Source organism: Enterobacter cloacae complex sp. GYL001, assembly GCF_049237125.1.
GTDB classification, from domain to species: Bacteria; Pseudomonadota; Gammaproteobacteria; order Enterobacterales; family Enterobacteriaceae; genus Enterobacter; species Enterobacter hormaechei_C.
This window is the reverse complement of record NZ_JBMKGW010000005.1, coordinates 39,546-62,958: the sequence shown is the minus strand read 5'-3', so window position 1 is coordinate 62,958 and position 23,413 is coordinate 39,546. Positions and strand designations below refer to the sequence as shown.

Annotated in this window: 20 protein-coding genes; 3 read left to right on the top strand and 17 right to left on the bottom strand. The window is 53.3% G+C overall.

Features of this window, described 5'->3' with window-relative positions:
- Window positions 1-34: 34 nt before the first annotated feature.
- Both tssB and ACOTWU_RS11535 read right to left on the bottom strand, forming a co-directional pair.
- A complete protein-coding gene (gene tssB, locus ACOTWU_RS11540; protein WP_003856899.1) occupies window positions 35-526 on the bottom strand; it encodes a type VI secretion system contractile sheath small subunit in 492 nt (163 codons plus the stop codon).
- A 613-nt stretch (window positions 527-1,139) separates the two neighbouring features.
- Window positions 1,140-2,756 (bottom strand): peptide ABC transporter substrate-binding protein, encoded by a 1,617-nt coding sequence (locus ACOTWU_RS11535; RefSeq protein ID WP_033486876.1) that lies wholly within the window; start codon window positions 2,754-2,756, stop codon window positions 1,140-1,142.
- A gap of 183 nt (window positions 2,757-2,939) precedes the next feature.
- On the opposite strand from ACOTWU_RS11535, the gene mpaA reads away from it, so the two are divergent.
- On the top strand, window positions 2,940-3,653 hold the full coding sequence (gene mpaA / locus ACOTWU_RS11530) for a murein tripeptide amidase MpaA (protein ID WP_040117723.1): 714 nt from the start codon (window positions 2,940-2,942) through the stop codon (window positions 3,651-3,653).
- On the opposite strand, the gene ycjG is transcribed toward mpaA, so the two are convergent.
- Window positions 3,644-4,609, bottom strand: coding sequence for an L-Ala-D/L-Glu epimerase (gene ycjG / locus ACOTWU_RS11525; protein WP_040117724.1), 966 nt, complete (start codon window positions 4,607-4,609; stop codon window positions 3,644-3,646). The genes mpaA and ycjG overlap by 10 nt on opposite strands.
- 106 nt (window positions 4,610-4,715) lie before the next feature.
- Between ycjG and tpx the strand changes: the two genes are divergently transcribed.
- Window positions 4,716-5,222, top strand: coding sequence for a thiol peroxidase (tpx, locus tag ACOTWU_RS11520; protein ID WP_003856889.1), 507 nt, complete (start codon window positions 4,716-4,718; stop codon window positions 5,220-5,222).
- Window positions 5,223-5,256: 34 nt separating this feature from the next.
- On the opposite strand, the gene tyrR is transcribed toward tpx, so the two are convergent.
- The 3 genes from tyrR to ACOTWU_RS11505 form a co-directional block, all read right to left on the bottom strand.
- On the bottom strand, window positions 5,257-6,798 hold the full coding sequence (tyrR, locus tag ACOTWU_RS11515) for a transcriptional regulator TyrR (RefSeq protein ID WP_023303818.1): 1,542 nt from the start codon (window positions 6,796-6,798) through the stop codon (window positions 5,257-5,259).
- 111 nt (window positions 6,799-6,909) lie between these two features.
- Window positions 6,910-7,962, bottom strand: a complete 1,053-nt coding sequence (locus ACOTWU_RS11510; RefSeq protein ID WP_023296694.1) for a YcjF family protein — start codon at window positions 7,960-7,962, stop codon at window positions 6,910-6,912.
- Window positions 7,959-9,356 carry a YcjX family protein gene (locus tag ACOTWU_RS11505; protein WP_040117725.1) on the bottom strand — a complete coding sequence of 466 codons (1,398 nt, stop codon included), beginning with the start codon at window positions 9,354-9,356 and terminating at the stop codon, window positions 7,959-7,961. The genes ACOTWU_RS11510 and ACOTWU_RS11505 overlap by 4 nt, the downstream gene beginning before the upstream one ends.
- Window positions 9,357-9,511: 155 nt before the next feature.
- Here ACOTWU_RS11505 and ACOTWU_RS11500 point away from each other — a divergent pair, with 155 nt between their 5' ends.
- A complete protein-coding gene (locus ACOTWU_RS11500; protein WP_023296696.1) occupies window positions 9,512-10,522 on the top strand; it encodes a LacI family DNA-binding transcriptional regulator in 1,011 nt (336 codons plus the stop codon).
- Window positions 10,523-10,555: 33 nt separating this feature from the next.
- Here the strand turns inward: ACOTWU_RS11500 and ACOTWU_RS11495 are convergent, their stop codons facing one another.
- The 11 genes from ACOTWU_RS11495 to ACOTWU_RS11445 form a co-directional block, all read right to left on the bottom strand.
- Window positions 10,556-11,470 (bottom strand): OmpG family monomeric porin, encoded by a 915-nt coding sequence (locus tag ACOTWU_RS11495; RefSeq protein ID WP_023303821.1) that lies wholly within the window; start codon window positions 11,468-11,470, stop codon window positions 10,556-10,558.
- Between the two features lie 65 nt (window positions 11,471-11,535).
- Window positions 11,536-12,618 (bottom strand): ABC transporter ATP-binding protein, encoded by a 1,083-nt coding sequence (locus ACOTWU_RS11490; RefSeq protein ID WP_032619600.1) that lies wholly within the window; start codon window positions 12,616-12,618, stop codon window positions 11,536-11,538.
- A gap of 13 nt (window positions 12,619-12,631) precedes the next feature.
- Window positions 12,632-13,297, bottom strand: a complete 666-nt coding sequence (gene pgmB, locus ACOTWU_RS11485) for a beta-phosphoglucomutase (RefSeq protein ID WP_040117727.1) — start codon at window positions 13,295-13,297, stop codon at window positions 12,632-12,634.
- The gene (locus ACOTWU_RS11480; RefSeq protein WP_252049276.1) at window positions 13,287-15,566 is read right to left on the bottom strand and encodes a glycoside hydrolase family 65 protein; all 2,280 of its coding nucleotides are present in this window, start codon (window positions 15,564-15,566) and stop codon (window positions 13,287-13,289) included. Before ACOTWU_RS11480 ends, pgmB begins: the two co-directional genes overlap by 11 nt.
- Complete coding sequence (locus ACOTWU_RS11475; RefSeq protein ID WP_108376594.1) at window positions 15,560-16,618, bottom strand: Gfo/Idh/MocA family protein; 1,059 nt, start codon at window positions 16,616-16,618, stop codon at window positions 15,560-15,562. Before ACOTWU_RS11475 ends, ACOTWU_RS11480 begins: the two co-directional genes overlap by 7 nt.
- Window positions 16,619-16,629: 11 nt before the next feature.
- Window positions 16,630-17,418: a sugar phosphate isomerase/epimerase family protein gene (locus tag ACOTWU_RS11470; RefSeq protein WP_126498572.1), complete on the bottom strand. Its 789-nt coding sequence runs from the start codon at window positions 17,416-17,418 to the stop codon at window positions 16,630-16,632.
- Between the two features lie 17 nt (window positions 17,419-17,435).
- Window positions 17,436-18,488, bottom strand: a complete 1,053-nt coding sequence (locus ACOTWU_RS11465) for a zinc-dependent alcohol dehydrogenase (protein ID WP_015570403.1) — start codon at window positions 18,486-18,488, stop codon at window positions 17,436-17,438.
- A gap of 28 nt (window positions 18,489-18,516) precedes the next feature.
- Window positions 18,517-19,359: a carbohydrate ABC transporter permease gene (locus ACOTWU_RS11460; RefSeq protein WP_015570402.1), complete on the bottom strand. Its 843-nt coding sequence runs from the start codon at window positions 19,357-19,359 to the stop codon at window positions 18,517-18,519.
- On the bottom strand, window positions 19,346-20,227 hold the full coding sequence (locus ACOTWU_RS11455) for a carbohydrate ABC transporter permease (RefSeq protein WP_003856862.1): 882 nt from the start codon (window positions 20,225-20,227) through the stop codon (window positions 19,346-19,348). Before ACOTWU_RS11455 ends, ACOTWU_RS11460 begins: the two co-directional genes overlap by 14 nt.
- 21 nt (window positions 20,228-20,248) lie before the next feature.
- A complete protein-coding gene (locus ACOTWU_RS11450) occupies window positions 20,249-21,541 on the bottom strand; it encodes an ABC transporter substrate-binding protein (protein ID WP_126498573.1) in 1,293 nt (430 codons plus the stop codon).
- Window positions 21,542-21,554: 13 nt separating this feature from the next.
- A complete protein-coding gene (locus tag ACOTWU_RS11445; RefSeq protein WP_126498574.1) occupies window positions 21,555-23,252 on the bottom strand; it encodes a sugar phosphorylase in 1,698 nt (565 codons plus the stop codon).
- Window positions 23,253-23,413: the final 161 nt, after the last annotated feature.

Genomic DNA, 23,413 nt, shown 5'->3' with positions numbered 1-23,413 from the left:
ATTCCCGGTTAATCCATTAAATTACACATGCCGCTTATTTCGGGGCCAGTGCACTCATTTCGTCGCGTAATTCCTGAGACAGCGCCGGGTCTTTAAGAATTTTCTCGAGTTCTTTTCTGAAAGTGGCGTTATCAAGGAGATTGGATTTGAGGTCGCGTAATAAATTACGCATGGCCAGCATGGCGCGGAGCTGGGGGATCTGGCGGGCAACCTGTTCAGGTTCGAAATCCTTAATATCGGAGAAATTCAGTTTTATGCTTTCTTCCGAACCATCCCCGGCCATTGTGTTAGGAACCGTCAGATTCACTTCCGGGTTAAATTCCGAAAGTACGCTGTTGAAGTTATTTTTATTGACGTTAATTTTCTCTCTTTCCGATAATGGACGATTCTCTTTTCCATTACTGAAATCACCGACGGTGAGGAGTTTAAGCGGCAGTTCGATTTTCTTCTGCGCGCCACCTGTATGCAGAGCCAGCTTTAAGTTTATGCGTGCCTTGGGCACCTCATTCTGGAATGAATCGGCCATAGCAGTCCCTTTCTTTAAAAGAAATAAATGTTAAGTGAGTGACGTTTCTTTACAAAACCATATTAGAGCAAAAGCCCATTTAAAATCAACTTCTCAGATCAAAGATCTACCATTGGACTTTTCTTAAGAATATTCCACTAAATTATTGTACTCATAAATGCCATAGATACATGACATACAGTAAAAATTAACCATTTATTCACATTAATTTGGCAGGAATGACTGCTTTGTTTGGAAATATTGAACTTATTGTTCCATGAGGCTGAATAATTGATTTACATCAATGCATTTATTAACACGCCCCGTAACAGCGCAGAGAAATAAGGTTTAATTCAATAAATGGCCTGAATATGAAAAAATCCTGTATCGGACAAATTTAATCTTGAAAACAGTAATGACTATACTGCTACAGGAATGGCGAATAAATGACTACGCGTTTTTCGATAAACGGGAGAAAGAATCTCTCTGAAGATATTCATCATGACAATGAGTGATGGGCTGATATGAAGGGGATATTCGGTATTAACCAGGCTGTAAAATCATACCCCCTTAGAGCGGGCGCTTATGCGGTTAATGGATGTTTACCATAATCACGTAGCGCCCTGACCTCTTTTTAATGCTTTTCAATATACATTGTACGGCTGTACGCAACATCCTCTGGGTTATTTATCGGATAACCTTTAACCCATGGCTTGATGAGACGGCCATTGGTGTACTGATAAATAGGGGCAATCGGTGCTTTCTCGGTGAGGATCTTCTCGGCCATGTTGTAGTCGGCATTACGCGCTTTTTCAGTGGTTTCGAGCGTCGCCTGATGAATAATCTTATCGTAAGCAGGATCGTTGAATCGTGAGATATTCCCGCTGTGGGAGGAGGTCAACAGCGACAGGAATGTCGACGGCTCGTTGTAGTCCCCTACCCACGATGCACGGATGACGTCAAAATTCCCGGTATTGCGGCTGTCGATGTAGGTTTTCCACTCCTGATTCTGCAACTTAACGTCAACACCCAGATTTTTCTTCCACATGGATGCAACGGCAATCGCAATTTTCTGATGGTTTTCAGACGTGTTGTACAGCAGCGTTAATTTTAGCGGCCGCTGAGGGCCATAGCCTGCCGCCTGCAACAACGTTTTCGCCTGCGCATTCAGCTCCTGCTGCGTCATCTGCTCAAATGGCGAGGCTTCCGGCGTAAAACCCGCAGTGACATCGGGAGTAAAATGCCAGGCCGGTTTCTCACCGGTCCCCAGGACTTTCTCCGCCATAATACGTCTGTCGATAGTCATGCTGAGCGCGAGACGTACGCGGGCATCCGCGGTTGGGCCTTTTTGCGTGTTAAACGCGTAGTAATAGGTCCCAAGCTGTGGCGGTGTATATACCTGACCCGGAATATCTTTAAGCAGCTTCTGGTACATGTTTTTCGGAAACGATTCTGTAATATCGATATCGCCCGCCAGATAGCGTTTGGTCGCTGAGGACTCCTGATTGATTGGCACAAAGGTGACTTTTTTAAGCACCGTCCTGGCGTTATCCCAGTAATGAGAATTCGGCTCAACCACCAGTTTTTCATTCACCACGCGATCTTTCAGCACATACGCACCGTTGCCAATGAGCGCGCCAGGGCGCGTCCATTCCTTACCGCTTTCCACATTGGCCTTTTGAACAGGATAAAACGCGAAATTAGCCGTCAGATTGCTGAACCAGGGCAGCGGTTTGTCCAGCTGCACGCGCAAAGTTTTAGCATCCACCGCCGTCACGCCGAGGGTATCCGGAGCAGCTTTGCCGTCGATAATGGCCTGGGCATTGTTAATGCCCGCCAGCGCCGCAAACCAGGCGAAAGGTGACGTTGTTTTAGGATCAACCAGACGACGCCAGCTATAGACAAAATCTTGTGCCGTCACCGGGGTTCCGTCAGACCACTTAGCGTTATCCCGCAACGTGAACGTCCAGACGCGGTTGTCATTGCTCTGCCAGCGCGTCGCCACGCCGGGAACTAACTCCCCTTTTTCGTTCTGATTTACCAGCCCTTCATAGAGGTCGCGGATCACCTGTATCTCGGGCAACCCCACCGCTTTTGCCGGATCGAGCGAAGCGGGCTCATCTTTAATATGTCGAACCAGCTCCTGCTTTTGCGCCAGAACCGTTCCTTCGGGAACCTCCGCGGCATATGAAAGTGAAGAAAGCCCGCACAGCCACAGCGCAGTACAAAGAAGCGAAACAGGATGCTTCATACGATCCCCTTAATGATGTCAGGTAACAGACAGATGCGTAATTATTTGTTTCGAAACGGAGAAATGCAAATGCTTCCTCCGGAAAGTTGATGTCAGGCAATTTTCCACACACACGGAAACTATTTGATTAAGCGCGGCTTTTGCACAACACTGCCAGAAGTGACTTTATCATCAGGGTTTACTATGGCAACTACCCGACCAAGAACGGAACGCGGCGCCTTCCCGCCCGGGACTGAACATTATGGACGCTCGTTTTTAGGCGCGCCGCTGATCTGGTTTCCGGCACCCGAGGCCGATCGCAATAGCGGCTTAATCATTGCGGGCACGCATGGCGATGAAAACTCGTCTGTCGTGACGCTCTCGTGCGCGCTACGTACGCTGGCCCCCGATTTACGACGTCATCATGTGATTTTGACCGTCAACCCGGACGGTTGTCAGCTTGGATTACGGGCGAATGCACGCGGCGTTGACCTGAACAGGAACTTCCCGGCGGCAAACTGGCGCGCCGGTGAAACGGTGTATCGCTGGAACAGTTCAGCGCAGGAGCGAGATGTTGTCCTGCTCACGGGAGAAAAACCCGGTTCCGAACCGGAGACTCAGGCATTGTGCCAGCTTATTCATAAGATCCACCCCGCCTGGGTTGTCTCTTTCCACGATCCCCTCGCCTGTATTGAAGATCCTCGTAATACGGCGCTCGGGCAGTGGCTGGCGGATGCGTTTGCTCTACCTCTGGTGAGCAGCGTTGGCTATGAAACACCCGGGTCGTTTGGCAGCTGGTGCGCGGACCTTAGCCTTCACTGTATCACCGCAGAGTTTCCGCCCATCTCCTCGGATGAAGCGAGCGAAAAATACCTGCGGGCGATGACAGAGCTCCTGCGCTGGCAGCCTCAAAGATGAAGTACACCGGAGGTAAAATTCAGGGCGGGTGATACGTCAACCGCCAGCCAGGTTGGGCCGTCAAGATCGGCAAAACGCACGCTGTTCACCAGCGGGAGCGCAGCGCCGATCGCTCTGGACGTGCACAACATGCAGCCCAGCATCAGAGCAAAGCCTTGCGCCTGCGCATCTTGTGCCAGTGCCAGGGCTTCGGTTAATCCACCTGTTTTATCCAGCTTAATGTTCACCATTTCGTAGCGTCCCTCGAGAGCTGACAGGCTCTCACGGGTATGACAGCTTTCATCTGCACAGACGGGAAGCGGATGAATAAAATTCGCCAGGGCGGCATCGTCTTCTGCCGGGAGGGGTTGCTCCAGCATGGCAACGCCCAGATCGGTAAGCAGCTGACAACGAGCTGCCAGCCCTTCACTATGCCATGATTCGTTCGCATCGACGATAAGAGTGGCATCAGGCACCGCCGCACGAATGGCGACCATGCGTTCGCTAATCAGACGATCGTCGAGCTTCACCTTTAATAATGTTGCACCGGTGGCATACAACGCCTGAGCGCTGGCGGCCATTTGCTCTGGTTCACCGATGACCACCGTTTGCGCGGTGACGATCGATTGCGGCAGCGTAACGTCCAGCAGCGCAGGCAGCGGTTTTTGTTGTTTCGCCGCTTCCAGACTCCAGAGTGCGCAGTCAATCGCGTTGCGTGCCGCGCCGGCCGGCAACCGAAGCTGAAGAGCCTCACGCGTCAGGCCCGCCTGCAACTCGGGCACCACCGTCATAATTTGCGCCATGACTGACGCCAGGCTTTCTCCGTAGCGGGGATAAGGGGTACATTCCCCGACGCCTTTTACGCCGTCCTCTTCACATTCAACCACGACCACGCAGGCCTCATTACGGCTGCCGCGCGAGATCACAAACGGGGTGTGCAATGGCCAGGCTTCTTCATAGACCTTAACGCTTCTCATCACTGACTCCTTGCAGGCCGGAAAGGCAGAAAATTGGTTTGCCGTGCTAACTGCGGATGACATACACTAGCCACGACGTTAACTATTTGTAAACAGGAAGATATCTATGTCACAACTCGTTCATTTCCAGGGCAACCCGGTTGCTGTTGCAGGTTCCATCCCACAGTCTGGCAGCAAAGCACAGCCTTTTACTCTGGTGGCTAAAGATCTGTCTGACGTCACGCTGAGCCAGTTTGCTGGCAAGCGTAAAGTCCTGAACATTTTCCCAAGCATCGATACTGGCGTTTGCGCTGCATCAGTGCGTAAATTCAACCAGCTGGCGACCGAAATGGATAACACCGTGGTGCTGTGCATTTCTGCTGACCTGCCGTTTGCCCAGTCCCGCTTCTGCGGCGCTGAAGGCCTGAGCAACGTCATCACCCTTTCCACTCTGCGCAGCCCGGATTTCCTGGAAAAATACGGTGTTGCCATTTCCGAAGGCGCGCTGAAAGGTCTGGCTGCTCGTGCGGTACTGGTGATCGACGAAAACGACAACGTTGTTTTCAGTGAGCTGGTTAACGAAATCACTACCGAACCGGATTACACCGCTGCACTTGAAGCGCTTAAAGCCTAAACGTAAAAAAGCCTCTGCAAAGAGGCTTTTTTATTTATTCGTCACCCTTCTTCTGATTTAACCCATACTCGCGCAGCTTATTCGCAATCGCGGTATGTGACACCCCAAGACGTTTAGCCAGCTTGCGCGTGCTCGGATAGCTGCGATAAAGCTGCGTTAACACCGAACGCTCGAAACGGCTGGTGATGTCATCCAGCGAGCCTTCCATTGCCTCTTCGCCTACCGAGACCGTCCCGGCATCGTAATCCGGCAACAGAATATCCTGAGGGCGCAGTTCATACCCTTCAAGCTGAGTTAATGCGCGATAGACCGCATTTTTAAGCTGACGAATATTGCCCGGCCAGCCGTAACGCGTCAGCACGGTGCCCAGGTCGGCAGAGAGCTTCGGACGCGGCACGCCCTGCTCGTCGGCAAAACGGGCCACGAACAGTTCTGTCAACGGCATGATGTCCTGCGGGCAATCGCGCAGCGGCGGAATATTGAGCGTCAGAACGTTGAGACGATAGTAGAGATCTTCGCGGAATACCCCTTTCTGCACCAGCTCCACCAGGTTTTTCTGGGTGGCGCAGATGACGCGCACATCCACGTGTACTTCATGATCTTCCCCCACACGGCGGAACGTGCCGTCATTGAGAAAACGCAGCAGTTTCGCCTGCATGCGTGGCGACATTTCGCCAATCTCGTCCAGCAGCACCGAGCCGCCGTTCGCCTGTTCAAAGAAGCCTTTTTTACCTTCCGGCGCATGCCCGAACAGCTCACTTTCCACCGCATCTTCAGGAATAGAGGCGCAGTTCAGCGCCAGATACGGTTTTGCCGCACGCGGGCTGGCCATGTGCACAGCATGCGCCAGCAGATCTTTCCCCGTACCGGTATCCCCGGTAATCAGCAGCGGCGCCGTAAGATTTGCCAGCTTGCGCGCCTGGTCGATCACATGACGCATCTTCGGGCTCACCGCAATAATCTGGCTGAATGCGCCGACGTCCTGGCTGGAAAGATTCTGTAACTGTCGTCCCATGCGCACCGTGGAGCGCAGCATGATCACCGCGCCGGTGAGCACCCTCGCGGCATTTTCCCCTTTCAGGTAGACCGGCGTGATCTCCATCAGGAAATTCTGTCCGTTGATAACGACATGCTCGCTATGGGTATTTTGCGGGTTGCTGTCCAGCCAGCGCTGGAAATTAAAACCGGTAATCAGTTGCGTGGCGTGGTGCCCGATAAGTTTTTCCTGAGTCTGCGCAAACAGCTGGCAGCTGGCCTGGTTAACGCGCTCGACTTTATTTTTCAGATCGAGAGAGAGAAACGGCTCCGGCATTGCTTCCAGCAGCGCGCTCAGCGCAAGATGTTCCCGCTCGGACGGCATCCAGGGGATGGTGCGTACATCCGTAACGCCATCGATACGGCGGATTTCCGCCATCAGGCTACTGAAGGTATTAAATTCAATTTCGGCAAAATTGAGGTAAATTCGCCCGACAGGGTCGATCTCTATGCCACGTAAATCAATGCTACGTAAAACAAGAAGATCGAGTAACTCGCGGGTCAGACCGAGACGGTCCTCACAAAAGACTTCCAGACGCATGGGAAATTCACCGTTTAAGCCAATAACAGTAAAATGATATGTCAGATCACGGTGTTCGGGAAGGTGGCTGTCAACAAATATTGACAGCCCGCACGATTAGTAAACAAAACCTCACTGAGCAGGTTTTTTATTGAGCGTCTCTTTAAGCTGGCCAATTAATTCGCGACGGAAATCCCCCAGCCGCGGCTTATCGCCATCGATCCAGGGGAGTGGACGACAAACCTCCATCGCTTTGATGCCCAGGCGTGCCGTCAGCAGACCGGCACCAATCCCCTGCGCCGCCCGGGCAGAGAGACGCGCCGCAAGATCCTGCGACATCCAGTCCATCCCGACCTCCCGCACCAGTTCGCTTGCCCCGGCGAAGGCGATATTCAGCAATACCAGTTTGAACAGGCGCAGCCGGCTGTAATAGCCAAGCTCAATGCCATACAGTCTGGCGATGCGGTTGATCAGGCGCAGGTTGCGCCAGGCAATAAAGGCCATGTCCACCATTGCCAGCGGACTGACGGCGATCATCAGGGTGGATTCCGCCGCCGAGCGGCTGATCTCACGACGAGCCTGCGCATCCAGCACCGGCTGAACAATGTGGGCATAGAGCGTGACCACTTCCTGGTCATTCTGGGTTTCGTGGATCGCCGCATACCAGCGCTGAAGCGCCGGGTGAGAGTGATCTATCCCGGCCTGAGCCGCAAGCTTTTCACAAAAAGCACGCCCTTTTCCTGTGCCGTGACTGTGCAGCAGATCCCGCGCTTCATCGCGTTCGTGGGCACGCTGACGCAAACGCCAGAGGCGACGCCACTCGGTGACGACCGAGCCAACGCCCGCACCAACAATCAACGCCCCGGCGGCGCATCCCCCCAGCGCCACCCAGTCCTGCGTTTGCCAGGCATTGACGCCCCACTGCACACCCTGGCCGATTACGCTAACACCAAAAAGGGCTAACCCGGCGGTCACCATCTTGCGCCACAGGCTGCGTTTCGGGCGCAGTGCCGCATCAACCACCGCTTCCGCCTGCCCCTCTTCAGCCAACGGTTCGTCTGCCAGCACGGGAGCAAAGTTGTCGGCCTGCGGGCCGCTGAAGGTTTGCGCCGTTTTAAACGCCTCATGCGGGGACTGCTCAAGCTGGCCGGTAAAATCAATGCGTGGTTTTAACGGTTCCGTCATCGCAATTTATCTCCAATTAAAAACTCCAGCGCGGCATCCAGACGGATATGCGGCAATGGCTGGTCAACGTTCATACTCTGCGGACGGAAGGCTTCGAACTGAAAACCCTGGCTTTGCCAGAAAGCCTGGCCCGGCAGACGCGCCGGAACTTCCCCCGGATAGACCGTGAGCGGCGCACCGTCGCTGAGACGGTTGCCCCGCAGGGCCGGAATTTTCTCGCCATTCAGGTCAATCAACCCACTCTGCGTAGCCTGTACGGACGCCAGCCCCAGACAATCCATACTGATCCCTTCGAAGGCCGCATTCTGCCAGGCATCCTGCACCAGCTGTTGCAGCAGGGATACCATGTTGGCGTGCTGATCGACCGTCACATGGTCAGCTTTTGTGGCGGCAAACAGCAGCTTGTCGATGACCGGCGAGAACAAACGGCGAAACAGCGTACGCTGGCCATAATGAAAGCTTTGCATCAGCTGCGTAAGCGCCAGCCGCATATCATTGAACGCCTGCGGCCCGCTGTTAAGCGGTTGCAGGCAGTCCACCAGTACGATCTGGCGGTCAAAGCGTAAAAAGTGATTTTTATAAAAGCCCTTAACCACCTTCTCACAGTAATAATTGTATCGCTCGCGGAGCATACCGGCGTTGGTGGTCTTGTCCGCCTGCGCCAGTTTCGATTCACCGATGCTGTCAACGTCCGGCCACGGGAAAAACTGTAGCGCGGGAGCACCGGCTAAATCACCCGGCAGAACAAAGCGGCCCGGCTGAATAAAATGCAACCCCTCCTGCTTGCACTGATGCAGGTAATCCGTCCAGGCTTCGGCTATGACGGCCAGACGGTTTTCATCCGTCGGTGCCAGCGGATCCAGTCCTTCGCAAAGCTGGCGCCATTTGGTCGACCACTCTGCCCGCTGCCCCTGCAACAGACCGGTCATCTGTCGGGACCAGCTCAGGTAATCCTGCGCCAGCATCGGTAAATCGAGCAGCCATTCTCCCGGGTAATCCACAATTTCGAGATAGAGCGTGGACGTTTCTTTGAAGTGACGCATCAGGGATTCATTCGAGCGGAAACGAAGCGCAAGACGGATTTCGCTCACGCCACGCGTCGGGGTGGGCCAGGCGGGTGGCTCCCCGTATAACTGCGCCAGACCTTCATCATAGGTGAAACGGGGTATGCCAAAATCACGTTGCGGTACGCGTTTCACCCCAAGCAACCGCTCCTCGCGCACTGCGCTAAGCAGTGGCAGGCGCGCCCCTGCATGCAGGTTCAACAGCTGATTGACCATCGCCGTAATGAATGCTGTCTTACCGCTGCGGCTCAGCCCCGTCACGGCAAGACGCAGATGGCGATCAACGCCACGGTTCACCAGAGAATTGAATTCGTTTTTAAGTCGCTTCATCGCCGTCCTTCATTGCCTGGAACCCTGAAAAAAGTCACTTCAGAATACAGTAAATTGGGGCAGATCGTTGATTATCAATTCTTAATTATTGCTATTGCCGTTTTCTCTCCAGTAAGATGGGCGCAATTGCTGTCCGTCTGGAGTGAGTAAGGTGTATGTCACCCACCATCTATGATATTGCCCGCGTTGCTGGCGTTTCGAAATCAACCGTGTCGCGCGTTCTTAATAAACAAACGAATATTTCTCCTGAAGCGCGCGAAAAGGTGTTGAAGGCGATAGAAGAATTAAATTATCAACCGAATAAACTTGCCCGCGCACTCACCTCTTCTGGCTTCGACGCCATTATGGTTATTTCGACCCGTTCAACCAAAACCACCGCAGGCAATCCGTTTTTCTCTGATGTACTACATGCCATTACGGCAAAAGCAGAAGAAGAGGGTTTTGATGTTATTTTACAAACGTCCAAAAGCAGCGAAGATGATCTGCAAAAATGCGTGGGTAAAATAAAGCAGAAGATGATCAAGGGGATCATCATGCTAAGCTCGCCGGCGAACGAGTCTTTTTTCGCGACGCTGGACGAATATGGCGTGCCCGTGGTCGTTATTGGTAAAGTGGAAGGTAATTACCAGAATATCTATTCTGTCGACACGGATAATTTCCGCGACAGCGCCATATTAACCGACTCATTTATCAAACATGGTCGCACTAAAATTGCCTGCCTGCATGCCCCGCTCGATTATCACGTTTCTATCGATCGCCTGGCGGGCTATAAATCGAGCCTTGAGAAGCAGGGTATTGCAATTAACCCGGACTGGGTTATTGATGGCGGATACACCCATGAAAGCGCGCTTCAGGCGGCCTGTCAGCTACTCTCTTCAGACAACCCGCCCGATGCGGTTTTTGCGACAGACAGTATGAAATTGCTGAGTCTTTATCGTGCCGCGGATGCGCTAAACCTGACGATCCCGGAACAGGTCGCAATGGCAGGATACAGCGACCCAATGCTATCTCTCATTTTAACCCCTGCGCCTGGCGGCTTTGATATCCCCACCAGAAAGCTGGGCGAAGAGAGCTGCGATGTGTTGTTCAGGTGCATAGCGGGTAAACCTGCCCCGCATAAGATATTGGTTGAAACGCATTTTTCAGATGCGGCTTCATTACGCTAAAAACCAGGGGCAAACGCCCCTGGTGAAGTGTTATCAAAACGCGTAATTCACGCCGATACCGGCATAGTGGAAGCGGTCACTTTCCCCTTCGTCATGGTTTTCCCATTCGTAGGCATATTCCAGCGTCATGGATAAACCATTGTTAAAATCATAGGCGTACAGCATACCCAAACGGTTGAAATCATGTCCTTCACGCTCAGGATCGTCTTGCCAGTCCCAGTTTGACCAGCGATCGAGTCCCAGACGGGTATAAGGCGTTAGCGTCGTCTGACCCAATGAAATCGGCAGATAGGCGCGAATTTCCTGAGTGGAGAATTCACCGTTATTTCGTGAGCCGTCCATATTAAAACCGCGCTCTAAATAGTAATTAACTTTTGCCGAGACCGTTTCGTTAATTGTCCAGGTAAAACCGGTTTCGGTCTCGACGCGGCTGTCAGAATAGCCGGTTTTTTCCAGATCGTTGGCAAACTGATACATGGCAAACCAGCCGCCAAAACGCCAGTCGTCGGTTAGTTTAATATCCCAGTCAGGCTGAACTTTGTAGCGCTGCATATTAGCACTACCATCTTTAGCACCATGCTCATCCTTAAAGTGATAGCCATAATTACGGAAGCCACCGGTCAGGCCGAACGTAAAATCATCGGTGCCGATAAAACGATAGCGTAATTCTACTTCAGGACGATCGAAATAGGTGCCGCGCGTCATGCTACTGTAATCGACCGGCCCCTCCTGATACATAGCCAGCGAAATGGTCCAGGCATCCCATGTGGCATTAAACCACACGGAGGGTTCATATAATCCATCTTTATCGTCAGCCTGACCTTCGACGTTTTCAATTTCATACATGGCGCCAATATTAAATTCCCACTGTTTGGCTGATTCTGTTGCTTGCGCGCAGCTCACCCCTGCGCACAGAACGAGCGCAGCACTTCTTAGTAGAGTACTCATTAAAATATTCCTTTATAATTAACACACAAAAAACCGGAAACTTTCATTTCCGGCGAACACCTTTCTTATCTAATAGCTGTTTCAGTATCAGCATCGAAGAAATGGCACTTATTCATATCGAACTGGATGCCGATATTATCTCCGGCGACGTAATCATCCGCCGCTCCCGCACGGACGACCAGTTCATGCCCACCCACGGTGGCATAAAGCATAAATTCAGCCCCGGTCAGCTCAGCAACGCTGATCTTCGCCGTGATGTTTTCACCGCTTCGCTGTGCGGTGAGAATGTCTTCCGGACGGATCCCAAAGACAACCGCTTTACGCTGGTAACCTTGCGCATTCAGTACGGCCAGCTTGTCCTCCGGGATCTCCAGGCGCAGCGTTTCCGTCACAAAGTAGCGATCGTCGATCGCGCCACGAATGAAGTTCATCGCAGGCGAACCAATAAACCCTGCAACGAACATATTCGCTGGCTCGTTGTAGACCTGCTTCGGCGCACCCACCTGCTGAATGATGCCGTCCTTTAAAATCACGATGCGGGTCGCCATCGTCATGGCTTCCGTCTGATCGTGCGTCACGTAAATCATGGTGGTGTTAAGCTTCTGGTGCAGCTTGCTGATTTCAGCGCGCATCTGCACACGAAGTTTGGCATCGAGGTTGGATAAAGGCTCATCCATCAGGAAGACCCCCGCTTCGCGCACTATCGCCCTGCCTAACGCCACGCGCTGGCGCTGACCGCCGGACAACGCACCAGGTTTACGCTGGAGATAGTCGCGCAAGCCCAGGATCTGTGCCGCCCAGGTAACGCGTTCTTCAATGACGGAGGGCGCAATTTTTTGCATTTTCAGGCCAAACGCCATGTTGTCGTAGACCGTCATATGCGGATAGAGCGCATAGTTCTGGAAGACCATCGCGATATCACGGGACTTGGCGGGAACATCATTCATGCAAACCCCGTCAATAATCAGTTCACCCGCGCTGATCTCCTCGAGGCCGGCAATCATTCGCAGCGTCGTGGATTTCCCACAGCCCGATGGACCGACGAAGACAATAAATTCTTTGTCTTCAATTTCGAGGTTGAAATCCTTCACCACGTGGACCTGGTTATCATAGATTTTCTGAATGTGTTTCAGAGACAGTTGAGCCATTATTAATTCCTTATCAATACGCCCGGGATGCCCAGAACGCCGTCAGGCCTTCCCAGGTCAGTTCCTGCGTTGAATGAAGTTGTAATCCCGCATGGTTCAGGCCAGGCCCAATCCCGACCGACAGCATTCCTGCGGCGTTAATCGCATCTACTCCTGCGGCGGCATCTTCGATACCAATGGCCTCTTCAGGACGCACGTTCAGTCCTTTACAGGCCGCAAGGAAGATTTCCGGGTCCGGCTTTGAGCGGCTAATACGCGAAGCATCGGCGCAAAAATCGAAAGCCTGATGAATGCCCAACGCGTGCAAAATCCCAGGGGCATTAAGCGATACGGATGCCAGGCCAATTTTGACCTTCGCGGCGCGAATATCCGCCAGCACGTCGCGAATCCCCGGGAGCAGTGAATTCTGCGTCAGTGATGCCAGCGACTGGACGTAAAGCGCGTTTTTTTTCGTCGCAAGCGCCAGGCGCTGCTCGTCACTGAACATCCCCTCTTTCCCGCCATGTTTCAGAATGCGCTGGAGGGAGTCCATACGGCTTATTCCCTTCAGCTGTTCGTTAAATACTTCATCGAAGGTGATACCAATCTCCTCCGCCACGGCGCGCCAGGCCAGAAAGTGAAGATGCGCGGTATCGGTGATCACCCCGTCCAGATCGAATACAACAGCGTTAAGCGTCATGGCGCCCCTCCGTGGTAGCGGTCCCATTAACAGATGCAAGAAAGTCCTTACGCTCACAGACCTTTCGCCCTGATACGTGCAGCGTTTTACCCCACAGCGTCAACGTGACAGGTGCGGTGGTTTCAATGGTTAACTGGTCATCTTCACAGGTAATGTGCATCGTTGCGTCCCGCCACCGCAGCGGAAAGGCGAGTTTCTGCCAGTGAGCAGGCAGCTTCGGCGCAAGATGCAGCTCCCCTTCGCTAATGTGCAGGCCAGCAAATCCCTGAATGGCGCCCAACCAGATCGCACCGGTGGCGGCGGCATGAATACCGTCATCACTGCTGTGCGGGTCGTCCCCCAGGTCGATGGCAATCCCATCACGCCAGAAGGCATACGCCCCCTCGGTGTCACCGCAGCGTGCGAGCACAATGCCGTGAATGGCTTTACTCAGGGATGAATCATGGATCGTGCGTGGCTCGTAGAACGCCAGATTGGCGGCACATTGCTGCGGCGTAAACCGTTCCGGCAGCAGGTAGTTAAGCATCACCACGTCGGCCTGCTTCAGGATCTGCATCTCGTTCACTTCCGCGCGAGAGTAATCAAGCAGAATGGTTTGCTTACCCGCTTTGGCTTTATAGCGGCTCAGATCGATGGCAGGTTTCGCCATGAAAGTATCGTCCTGCGGGATCACACCGTCTGCGTCGGCCTCTGGCAGCCACAGGCGCGCCAGAAACGTCCCGGCATTCTCCGTAAAACGCGCATCTTCACGCCCAAACATCGCCATAAACTGACGCGCGCAGGCAACGTTGTGCCAGGCCAGATAGTTGGTGTAGGCATTGTTGTTGACATGCTCGGTGTATTCATCCGGTCCGATCACGTCATGGATCTCAAGACGACCATTAATTTCCGTCGCGCGTCCCATCCAGAACGAAGCGGTTTCCATCAGCAGCGTCAGGCCCTCATTGCGCATAAAGGCATCGTCGTGTGTTGCCTGCCAGTAAGCGACTACGGCCCAGGCAATATCAGCCACGATGTGGTGTTCAGCGAGTGCGGAGGCGACTTTCTGGCGAATCCCGGTGCGGATGTTAATGGCTGCGAATTCTGGCGTCTCTTCCTGCCCGCTGGCGGCGCTTTCCCACGGGAACAACGCGCCCGGCCAACCGTTACGGCGTGCTTTTTCGCGCGCGCCAGAAAGATTCAGCCAGCGATAGCGCAGCAGGCTGTGGGCAATCTGTGGACGGGTAAACAGATGGAACGGCAGCAGGAAAATTTCAGTATCCCAGAAGACGTGCCCTTTGTACCCTTCCCCCGTCAGCCCTTTCGCGGCAATGCTGCTTCTTTCGCTATGGGCTGGCGTCATTGTCGTCAGGTGCCAGACGGCATAATCCAGCGCCAGCTGATCCTGCTGTTCTGCACAAGTCACTTCCACCCGAGCGTCACGCCAGACCGCTTCCCAGGCGTACGCTGAGCTCTCAAGCAACGCATCGTAGCCTCTTGCCGCGCAGACTTTGAGATCGGCCAGCGCGTTGCGGGCGAAAGACTCCTGCGAGAGCGATTTATCGCAGCGATGCGTCAGCCAGACGATTTTTTCAAGCGTGACAGTGTCACCTTGCGAGATAGTCAGAGAATGATGAACGCTGAGGCGACGATTTTTGGCGGTGAAACAGCTGTCGCTCTTAGCGGAGAGCTGACAAAACGCCGAAACAACAACTTCAGACGCCCGGTCCTGCGTTTCATACACACCCTGCATGTAGTGCTGGTCAAAGACCCTTACCGAGATTTCATCCAGATGCTGCCTGCCGCTGTTCGTTTGTGTCGCATCTATGCCGGTTTTCAGCACGGCCTGAGCGGCGCCGTCAAGCGGTGTGATCGAGAGCTGCATTGCCACTAAGGGCAACTGGTCCAGCGAAACAAAACGACGGCTCTCGAGGCGATAGCGTTTTCCGTCCGGCGAACGCCAGACAACATTACGATGCAGTTCGCCGTTAGCAAAGGCCAGCTCGCGTTGCCACTCAAGAATTTCGCCTGAAAGGAGCGTGAAATTGATGCCGTCCAGCTCAACTTCAATCCCGGTGACATCCGGCAGATTGATCAGCTCAGTGGTTTCGTTGCGTCCCGCGCGATGATACAGCCCCGCAAGGTACATGCCTCTGGTCTGCTGGGTGTAATCTTCTTCATGCGTGGCGCGCATGCCCATGTAGCCATTGCCGCAGGCCATAATGGACGCGTACTTATTCAGGCTATGCGGGCAAAAGCCCGGATCGGTTAGTACAGACTGGTTCAGCATAACGTCACGCTTTCCCCTGTTTCCGCGGCTTCATATAACGCCGCGACTAATTGCTGGATCACCAGCCCCTGCTCCGCATCGGCAATCATGACCGGCTCGCCCAATACGTGGCGAACAAACGCATCCATACTGCGCAGATGTCTCCGATCGTCAGCTTCTTCACGCTGGATCAGCGTCTGCAAAACACCGGCTTCGTCGTTATAAATGTGTGCCGGGAACAGCGTTGCACCCGCCTTCTCACCGCAGAAAGAGACGTTCATGATCGACTGCTCGCGGATATTAAGCGCAAAAGAGGTGTCCAGACGCAGAATGCCACCGTTGCAGAACTCAATCGTACCAAACAGGGCATCTTCCACGGTAAACTGCGCAGGATCCCATTCGCCAAACTGGCCGGTGTGTTTCCGGTTCCCCAGTCTCTGGAAGCTGTGCGCGGTTACCCGTTTCACGGTCGGGAAGCCGAGCACATACATCGCGGCATCCAGCATATGAATGCCGATATCAATCAGCGGCCCGCCGCCCTGGAGCGATTTATTGGTGAACACGCCCCACCCCGGCACACCGCAGCGACGCAGCGCCTGCGCGGAGGTGAAGTAAATTTCACCGAGCGTTCCGTTCATAACCGCATCGCGCAGGAGCTGGGTATCCAGGGCAAAGCGATGGTGAAAATCGTACGCGAGGACTTTTCCGGCCTTGCGCGCCGCGAGACGCATCTCATCCGCCTGGTGCGGCGTCATCGCCGGCGGCTTTTCACACATCACATGACAGCCTGCTTCGAGAGCCGCCATCACATGTTCAAAATGGAACCGGTTAGGCGAACAGACGCTCACCACATCCGGTTTTACTTCCTGCAACATCTCGTGAGCGTCCTGCCATGCCGATGGAATAGCATAACGTTCCGCAAACGCCTGTGCCTGCTCAAGGCGGCTGTCCATGACAGCCACCATTTGAACATCACTGCGCGTGGCGTAATACGAGGCATGCACTTTGTCTGCTACCTGCCCGGCGCCAATGATGGCGACGCGCAGAGGCAAAGGTGTAGAAGCACTCATCACGCTCGTCATCCTTAGCATTCACGCAAGTAAGTGAGAGAGTCCTTATAGGCCTGAGCCGGATCGTCGGCACGCACCCGGCACTCGTACACGACGTAACCCTGATAGTTATCGGCACGCAGCTGATCGAACAGGCTGGCGAAATCGAGGCTGCCGCTGCCCGGCTGATAGCGGTGGTTATCAGCAATGTGCACATGACCCAGCAGGTCGCAGTTGTGATGCAGCGCTTCCGTCAGGGAGTCTTCTTCAATATTCATGTGGTAGAAATCACCGATGATCTGCACGTGCTTCAGGCCGTTCTCTTCGATATAACGACGCGCATCGGCCAGGGTGTTGATCATATGATCCTGATAGCGGTTCAGCGGCTCCAGGTAGACGGTAGTACCGGTGCGCGCTGCCACCTCATCCAGCCAGCGCAGGGAAGCGCTGACCGCTTTGCGATCGCCGTCCAGGCTACGTGGCGAAGTCATTGGCGGCAGACGGAAGGTAAACATCCCCCAGGCAGCCGGAACGATAATCCCCTTGCCGCCCACTTCTGCCAGCGCTTCCAGAATGCGTTCAATCTGCTGTAGACCGTTAAGGCGGCGTTCTTCGATAAAATCCCCGATCCAGCCATCGTATCCGCCACAGGCCGTCGTGACCGGCAGGCCGGTGGCTTTGATAGCCGCTTTTACTTCGTCGAGGTTTTCCACCAGCAGCCGGCCATCAATTTCGTAGCCATCAAATCCCATCGCTTTGATGTATTCGAATTTCTCCATGATAGCGGTCGGGAAAAAGGCCTGGTTTTGTGTTGCGATTTTCATGATTTGCTGTCCTTAGCTTAAAAAGTGACGCCCATTTTGATACTGAGTTCCGGGTGCTGATCGACATACTTCATATAGCTTTCCGGGCTGGTGGTGAAGGTGACGACCGGGTCGATCAGATCTTCGCAATTGAGATAACCGTTCATCAGCAATTCCCAGCAGGTCTCTTCAATACGCTTGCGGCTCCAGCGCGGATAATCCGGGTTGGGTTCACTGCATGCGCGGGAGAAGACAATTTTGGCGTTATTGAAGTGTGCTTCGCGACCAAGGTTGAAGCCCGCCGCGAACGGCTTGGCGAAAGCCACATAGGAGATGGTGCCGCCGTAGGCGAGACCGCGCAGCGCAGATTGCAGCGCATCTGCAAATCCGCTGGTTTCGATGATCACATCCGCGCCCTGCTTGCCGGTCAGTTTCTTAATTTCCAGACCGACATCGGTACCGATTGGGTTCAGGCAGTGGTCTGCACCGTGACGGCGGGCGATCTCACAGCGATGTTCGATAGGATCGACACCAATAACCACTGACGCGCCGGCTTTTTTCGCCAACTGAATCGCAATCTGACCAATCGCGCCCAACCCCACAACCACGACGAAATCCCCTACGCGGACGTTAGCATCACGCACGCCGCTCATGGCGAACTGCGCCGGATCGTAGCAAACGGCGTTTTTCCAGGATGCGCCCTGCGGCATTTTGCGCAGCTTATAGTTGTTCACCGCGTTAACAATGACCGTTTCCTGCAACGGGCCGTAGCAGCAGACGCTGTCGCCGATCTGGTATTCCGTCACGTCCGCACCACATTCGATGATGTCGCCGACGATCATGTTCCCCAGCTGGAATTTACCAAATTCGATACCGCGCGCTGCACCTTCTTCACGCGGGGTAAACATCTGCCACTCCGCGTTGAACTCTTCATCAATGAACGGGCTTGCCGCGCGGAAATCCACGACTTCAGTGCCGTGTTTCGGGGCGCCATAACGGGCACGAATCTTCACCTCATGTGCTGCAACAGGACGATCTTCGTATTCCACCAGCGCCGCTACACGAGGCGCTGTCGCAACTAATTTTTTCATGACTGACTCCTTGTTAAAATCGGCCGCCTCAGCCCTTCACGCCGCCGGCGGTCAAACCACTTTTAATGAAACGTTCAGACAGGGCATACATAATGACGACCGGAAGTGCCGTTACCAGCGATGCCGCCATCATGCGACCCCAGATGTAATCTGGCGTACTGAAGAGCGTGTTCAGCCCGACCGGCAACGTGAAGTTGCTGGCGCTGGACAGGAAAATGGAGGCGAACAGATAGTCATTCCACGCCACCATGAAGCAGTAGACAAAGACCGACACCAGACCCGAGATCGCCAGCGGCACGGTGATGCGGAAGATGATTTGCAGGCGGTTCAGGCCGTCCATCATCGCGGCTTCTTCGATTTCGTCCGGGATGGTGTCGAAATAGCTGCGCAGCATAAAGACCGCGGTAGGCAACGTCTGCGTCACCATGGTGATGATCAGCGCCAGTTCGGTGTCATAAATGCCGAGCGCGGTGATGATTTTGAACAGCGGCACCACCAGCAGGATCCCGGAGAACATATAGACGGTGTAGAAGCTCGCATTGATCGTAGTGCGCCCTTTAAAGCGCAGTTTGGATAACGCATACGCGCCCAGCGTGCCGAGAAACACCGCAATGACCGAGGAGGTCAGCGACACCACCATGCTGTTACGAAAGTAATCCACAAACGGGAAAATCAGCGGGTTAAAGATGTCGATGTAGTGCTGTAGCGTCCACTCCTGCGGCAGAATGGTCGGGTGCAGCGAGATCGCCTCTTTCGCGCTTTTGAACGACGTCATCAACATCACAAAAAATGGAAACAGCGTGATAATCAGAAATAGCGCCAGTCCCAGATAAAAACCGATACGGCCCAGAACGCGTTTATTTGTTGCCATTGAGGTTTACCCTTTTTCTGGTCAGCAGAATGACAGCGAAGATGATCACAAACAGCACAACGGAAATGGCGGCTGCTTTACCCAGGTCATTGAACGCAAAGGCGGTTTTGTAGAGATATACGCCCAGAATGTCGACCTTGGTGGTGAGCAGATACACATCCGCAAACATGTAGAACATCCAGATGGTTCGCAGCGTGACCACCGTGGCCAGCACCGGCATGATGGCGGGCAACGTCACGATACGAAAACGCTGCCAGGCATTTGCTCCGTCCATCTCTGCCGCTTCGTACAATGATTTATCAATGGTCTGCAAAATCGCGAGGAACGAGATAAAGGCGTACGGGAAGTAACGCCAGATGGCGAACAGCACAACCAGCACAAAACTGCTGCCAGGATTATCGAACCACAGCGGCGCCTGATCGTAGAGATGCAGCAGATCAACGCCCAGATAGTTCACAATCCCGTAGCCGTTGTTGAACATGTATTTCCAGGCAAATACCAGTGAAATAGACGGCGTCACGTAGGACAGAATCACCAGTGAACGTGCCGTTTTCCGCATGCGGAATTCACGGTTAAAGAAGATCGCTACGGCCAGTCCCAGCCCGGTGCTGCCGAGCACGACCAGCGCCGTATACCAGAACGTCATCCACAGGGAGTGCCAGAACGCAGCATCGCCCAGAATGCGAATGTAGTTATCCAGGCCGACGAACACCGCATCAATACGAGGGTTCAGCGGTAAACGTAAAAAACTGATTTCAATGTTGGAAATCATTGGCCAGGCCACCAGGCCCCCCAGCAAAATCAGGCTGGGGGCCAACAGCAGCATGGCGAAAGGCATATCTGAACGACCAGAAAACAACGTCTTCATAATTCCCTTCGCAAAGCGCTCCTATCGTTGTGATATCAGGTCAGTCAGTTTCTTCTGGCTGTTGCTTAACGTCGCATTGAGATCTTTTCGTCCCACCGTCACGTTATGCACCATGGAACTGATAATGCCGGACCCGGTAACATCTCCCATGCGGGTAAAGTTTTTGTCGCCTACGGCGCCAAATACCTGGACGTTCGGGAACTGCGCAATCAGCTCGTAAGGCAGCTGACCAAAGGCTTTGATCACGTCGTTGTTTTTCCAGCTCTCAGTGCCCACCACGAGTTTGTTCACCGGCAGCGCCGCGCCAGGGGACATCATCACCCAGTCAGACGCGTTTTGAGCCTGCTCCATCCAGGTCACAAATTTTTCTGCCGCCTGCGTTTCCTCTTCGGTCTGGCCGGTCGTGATCGTCAACGAGGTGATCATGCCGTACACGGCTGATGTTTTTTCCGTCGGGACCACGAACCCCAGGTTGGCCGGATTGCCATCTTTGTAGACCGCGGGCAGGATATAGGTGGAGTAAACGGCCATCGGCGCAGAGCCGTTCATAAAGGCGTCTTTGATCTCCATGACATCATTCGAGCCCGGCATGGTGTTCGCGGCCAGTGCCCGATAAAACGCCAGCGCTTTCGACATTTCAGGGGTATCGATTTTCACGTTGCCGTTTGCATCAAAGACGTTGGCTCCGCCTGACAACGCAAACTGCGAGAAGGCCTGCTCCGTCATGACGCTTTCTGCGGTTGGAAGCGCGATACCGTAATGTTTTTTCGCCGGATCGTTGAGCGCCTGACTGGCTTTCAGCAGTTGCTCCCAGTTGTGCGGTTCTTCGATTCCCGCTGCCGCGAGCGCGTCTTTGTGATACCAGACGCCGGACAGCCACGCGCTAACCGGCACCCCCGTCCATGCCTTGCCGTCTTCGGTGCGAACAACGCGTAAAATGCCGTCGTAAAAGGTATCTTCGCCGACGGCGTTAATCGCGTTGCCGATCGCGTCACGGTCCAGCAGTTGCTCTTTATCCATGACTTTGGCGTAGTCATGGCTGACTTCAATCACTTCCGGCAGCGCGCCGGTACGGGCCAACGTAATGACCTTGGTGTTATAGGCATCTTCCTCAACGGGGACCTGTTTCACCGTAATAGTCGGGTTTTCTTTCTCGAATTTTTCGATCAGTTTCGTAATAACTGCCTGACGCTCCTGTTCTACCGACGAGTGCATAAACTCAATGGTGACCTGAGATGCTTTATCGTCCTTACAGCCTGATAACAGGGCGCACGAAACCAGTGCTGATAACAGCACAATTTTGGGCATTTTCATTTTAGGGTCCTTTTTAGTTTTCTTTAATCCACATTACCTGCCATGGATTGAGGGTCAGTTCCGTACCGCTAATATCTTGTCCTGAGAGTAATTCCCTACCAAAGAGCGTTTGTCCATAAACGGTCTGCATTTTATTGCTAAAATTAAATAATGCTGTCATTCGCTCGCCATTTTCAGCAACACGAACAATTTTAAGAATATTTTCACCGACTGCGTCAAAAATAGCCTGACTATCCGGATGGAACGCACGCTCGCCGCGACGAATAGCAATAAGCTCACTCAAACGAGAATAAATCTGATAACGTATACTCTTATTATTATTAAGCTCCCGATCAACCTGACCTGCGGTGTATTTCTTCCTGTTTATCGCGCGATTATATCCGAGACGTTCGACACCTTCATAATCGTTACGCGAACCAAGAATGCTTTGAATATATACAGCCGGTACGCCAGGAAAACTTAACAACACAGCATGCGCCAGGATGAACCGCGCAATGCGCTCATCATCTGAGCTGTCTCGCAAACTCAACGCATCAAGATAGGTGACATTAATTTCATAGGGGCTTCGCGTTCCGTCAGGATTATTTTTCCAGTTGACCAGCGCGCCTTCCTGCTGAAGCTTTTCGACCAGCGAGAGGATCTCTGATTCCGGAAGGATGCCGCGTAATGGGTTCAATCCGATACCATCATGTGAAGCCAGGAAATTAAACCAGGTGGTGTAAGTTGAAGGCAGCGCCAGCGAGCCCGCCCACCGGCACAGGGCTTTAACATCCTGACGATGAACGGCGTGCAGCACCAGCGGCGGTAAGGAAAACTGATAGACCATCTGGGCTTCATTTTCACCATCACCGAAGTAAGAGATATTGTCTTTGTGGGGAACATTTGTCTCAGTGATGATCACCGTTCCAGGCGCCACGGCGTCCGTAATGGCGCGGAACAGCTGGATAAGGCAATGGGTTTGTTCCAGATGGATACAGGTGGTTCCCGGGATCTTCCACATAAACCCGACCGCATCCAGACGGATATAACGCGCCCCTTCCATGAGGTAATGGAGCAGAACGTCAACCATGGCAATCAGCACCTGCGGCGAGGCGAAATTGAGATCGATCTGGTCATCGCTGAATGTGGTCCACAGATGACGAACGCTGCCATCATTAAGCGTAAACGGCGTCAGCAGCGGTAATGCGCGGGGACGCGTCACCGCCGATAAATCGGTTTCGGGATCGACAGAAATAAAGAAATCTTCGTAGCCCGGCTTCTGCGCCAGATAATTAGCAAACCATTCGCTTTTCGCTGACATATGGTTGCAAACGAAGTCAAACATTAAGCTGGCAGACTGTTTTAATTCCGCGACATCTCGCCAGGTTCCGGTTTCAGGTGCAACTTCGTGATAATCAATAACGGAAAATCCATCATCCGACGACCACGGATAAAACGGTAACAGATGGACATGAGAAAACGTGCGAGAAAGCCATTCATTATAGAAACGGGTAAATACCGGCAACGCTTTCTCCCCTTTCGCGGAAAACTGATCGGCATAGGTAATCAGCACAACGTCTTTTTCAACCCAGCCTGACTTACGCTTTTCCGTAATATTAACCGCCGTCTTTTCAAGCTTAGTTAATAACACGTTAAGGTGTGCATCTGAAAATGATTCACCGTAAATATGATTGATAAGTTTTTTAATTTTTGCGTTCACATTATTTTCCATGGTAGCGGTCCCACGGATTGGCAATCTACTCCCATGTAAAATATCTGTCAACGGACCCGGGGGCAGAAAGCAGCAATCTCAGCGCAGCGCAACGCATTATTGTGAGCTGCCGCAAAGAAAGCAGAAAAGCAGAAGAAACGCAGAAGGGAAAGTCATGCCCC

Excerpts from the sequence above, each read along its gene's own strand:
- ACOTWU_RS11445 (WP_126498574.1), bottom strand. The coding sequence starts at position 23,252 with ATGGAAAATAATGTGAACGCAAAAATTAAAAAACTTATCAATCATATT.
- tyrR (WP_023303818.1), bottom strand. The coding sequence starts at position 6,798 with ATGCGTCTGGAAGTCTTTTGTGAGGACCGTCTCGGTCTGACCCGCGAG.
- ACOTWU_RS11450 (WP_126498573.1), bottom strand. The coding sequence starts at position 21,541 with ATGAAAATGCCCAAAATTGTGCTGTTATCAGCACTGGTTTCGTGCGCC.
- mpaA (WP_040117723.1), top strand. The coding sequence starts at position 2,940 with ATGGCAACTACCCGACCAAGAACGGAACGCGGCGCCTTCCCGCCCGGG.
- tssB (WP_003856899.1), bottom strand. The coding sequence starts at position 526 with ATGGCCGATTCATTCCAGAATGAGGTGCCCAAGGCACGCATAAACTTA.
- ACOTWU_RS11465 (WP_015570403.1), bottom strand. The coding sequence starts at position 18,488 with ATGAAAAAATTAGTTGCGACAGCGCCTCGTGTAGCGGCGCTGGTGGAA.
- tpx (WP_003856889.1), top strand. The coding sequence starts at position 4,716 with ATGTCACAACTCGTTCATTTCCAGGGCAACCCGGTTGCTGTTGCAGGT.
- ACOTWU_RS11500 (WP_023296696.1), top strand. The coding sequence starts at position 9,512 with ATGTCACCCACCATCTATGATATTGCCCGCGTTGCTGGCGTTTCGAAA.
- ACOTWU_RS11470 (WP_126498572.1), bottom strand. The coding sequence starts at position 17,418 with ATGAAAATCGCAACACAAAACCAGGCCTTTTTCCCGACCGCTATCATG.
- ACOTWU_RS11495 (WP_023303821.1), bottom strand. The coding sequence starts at position 11,470 with ATGAGTACTCTACTAAGAAGTGCTGCGCTCGTTCTGTGCGCAGGGGTG.
- ACOTWU_RS11490 (WP_032619600.1), bottom strand. The coding sequence starts at position 12,618 with ATGGCTCAACTGTCTCTGAAACACATTCAGAAAATCTATGATAACCAG.
- pgmB (WP_040117727.1), bottom strand. The coding sequence starts at position 13,297 with ATGACGCTTAACGCTGTTGTATTCGATCTGGACGGGGTGATCACCGAT.
- ACOTWU_RS11505 (WP_040117725.1), bottom strand. The coding sequence starts at position 9,356 with ATGAAGCGACTTAAAAACGAATTCAATTCTCTGGTGAACCGTGGCGTT.
- ACOTWU_RS11480 (WP_252049276.1), bottom strand. The coding sequence starts at position 15,566 with ATGCTGAACCAGTCTGTACTAACCGATCCGGGCTTTTGCCCGCATAGC.
- ACOTWU_RS11510 (WP_023296694.1), bottom strand. The coding sequence starts at position 7,962 with ATGACGGAACCGTTAAAACCACGCATTGATTTTACCGGCCAGCTTGAG.
- ACOTWU_RS11455 (WP_003856862.1), bottom strand. The coding sequence starts at position 20,227 with ATGAAGACGTTGTTTTCTGGTCGTTCAGATATGCCTTTCGCCATGCTG.
- ACOTWU_RS11460 (WP_015570402.1), bottom strand. The coding sequence starts at position 19,359 with ATGGCAACAAATAAACGCGTTCTGGGCCGTATCGGTTTTTATCTGGGA.
- ACOTWU_RS11535 (WP_033486876.1), bottom strand. The coding sequence starts at position 2,756 with ATGAAGCATCCTGTTTCGCTTCTTTGTACTGCGCTGTGGCTGTGCGGG.
- ycjG (WP_040117724.1), bottom strand. The coding sequence starts at position 4,609 with ATGAGAAGCGTTAAGGTCTATGAAGAAGCCTGGCCATTGCACACCCCG.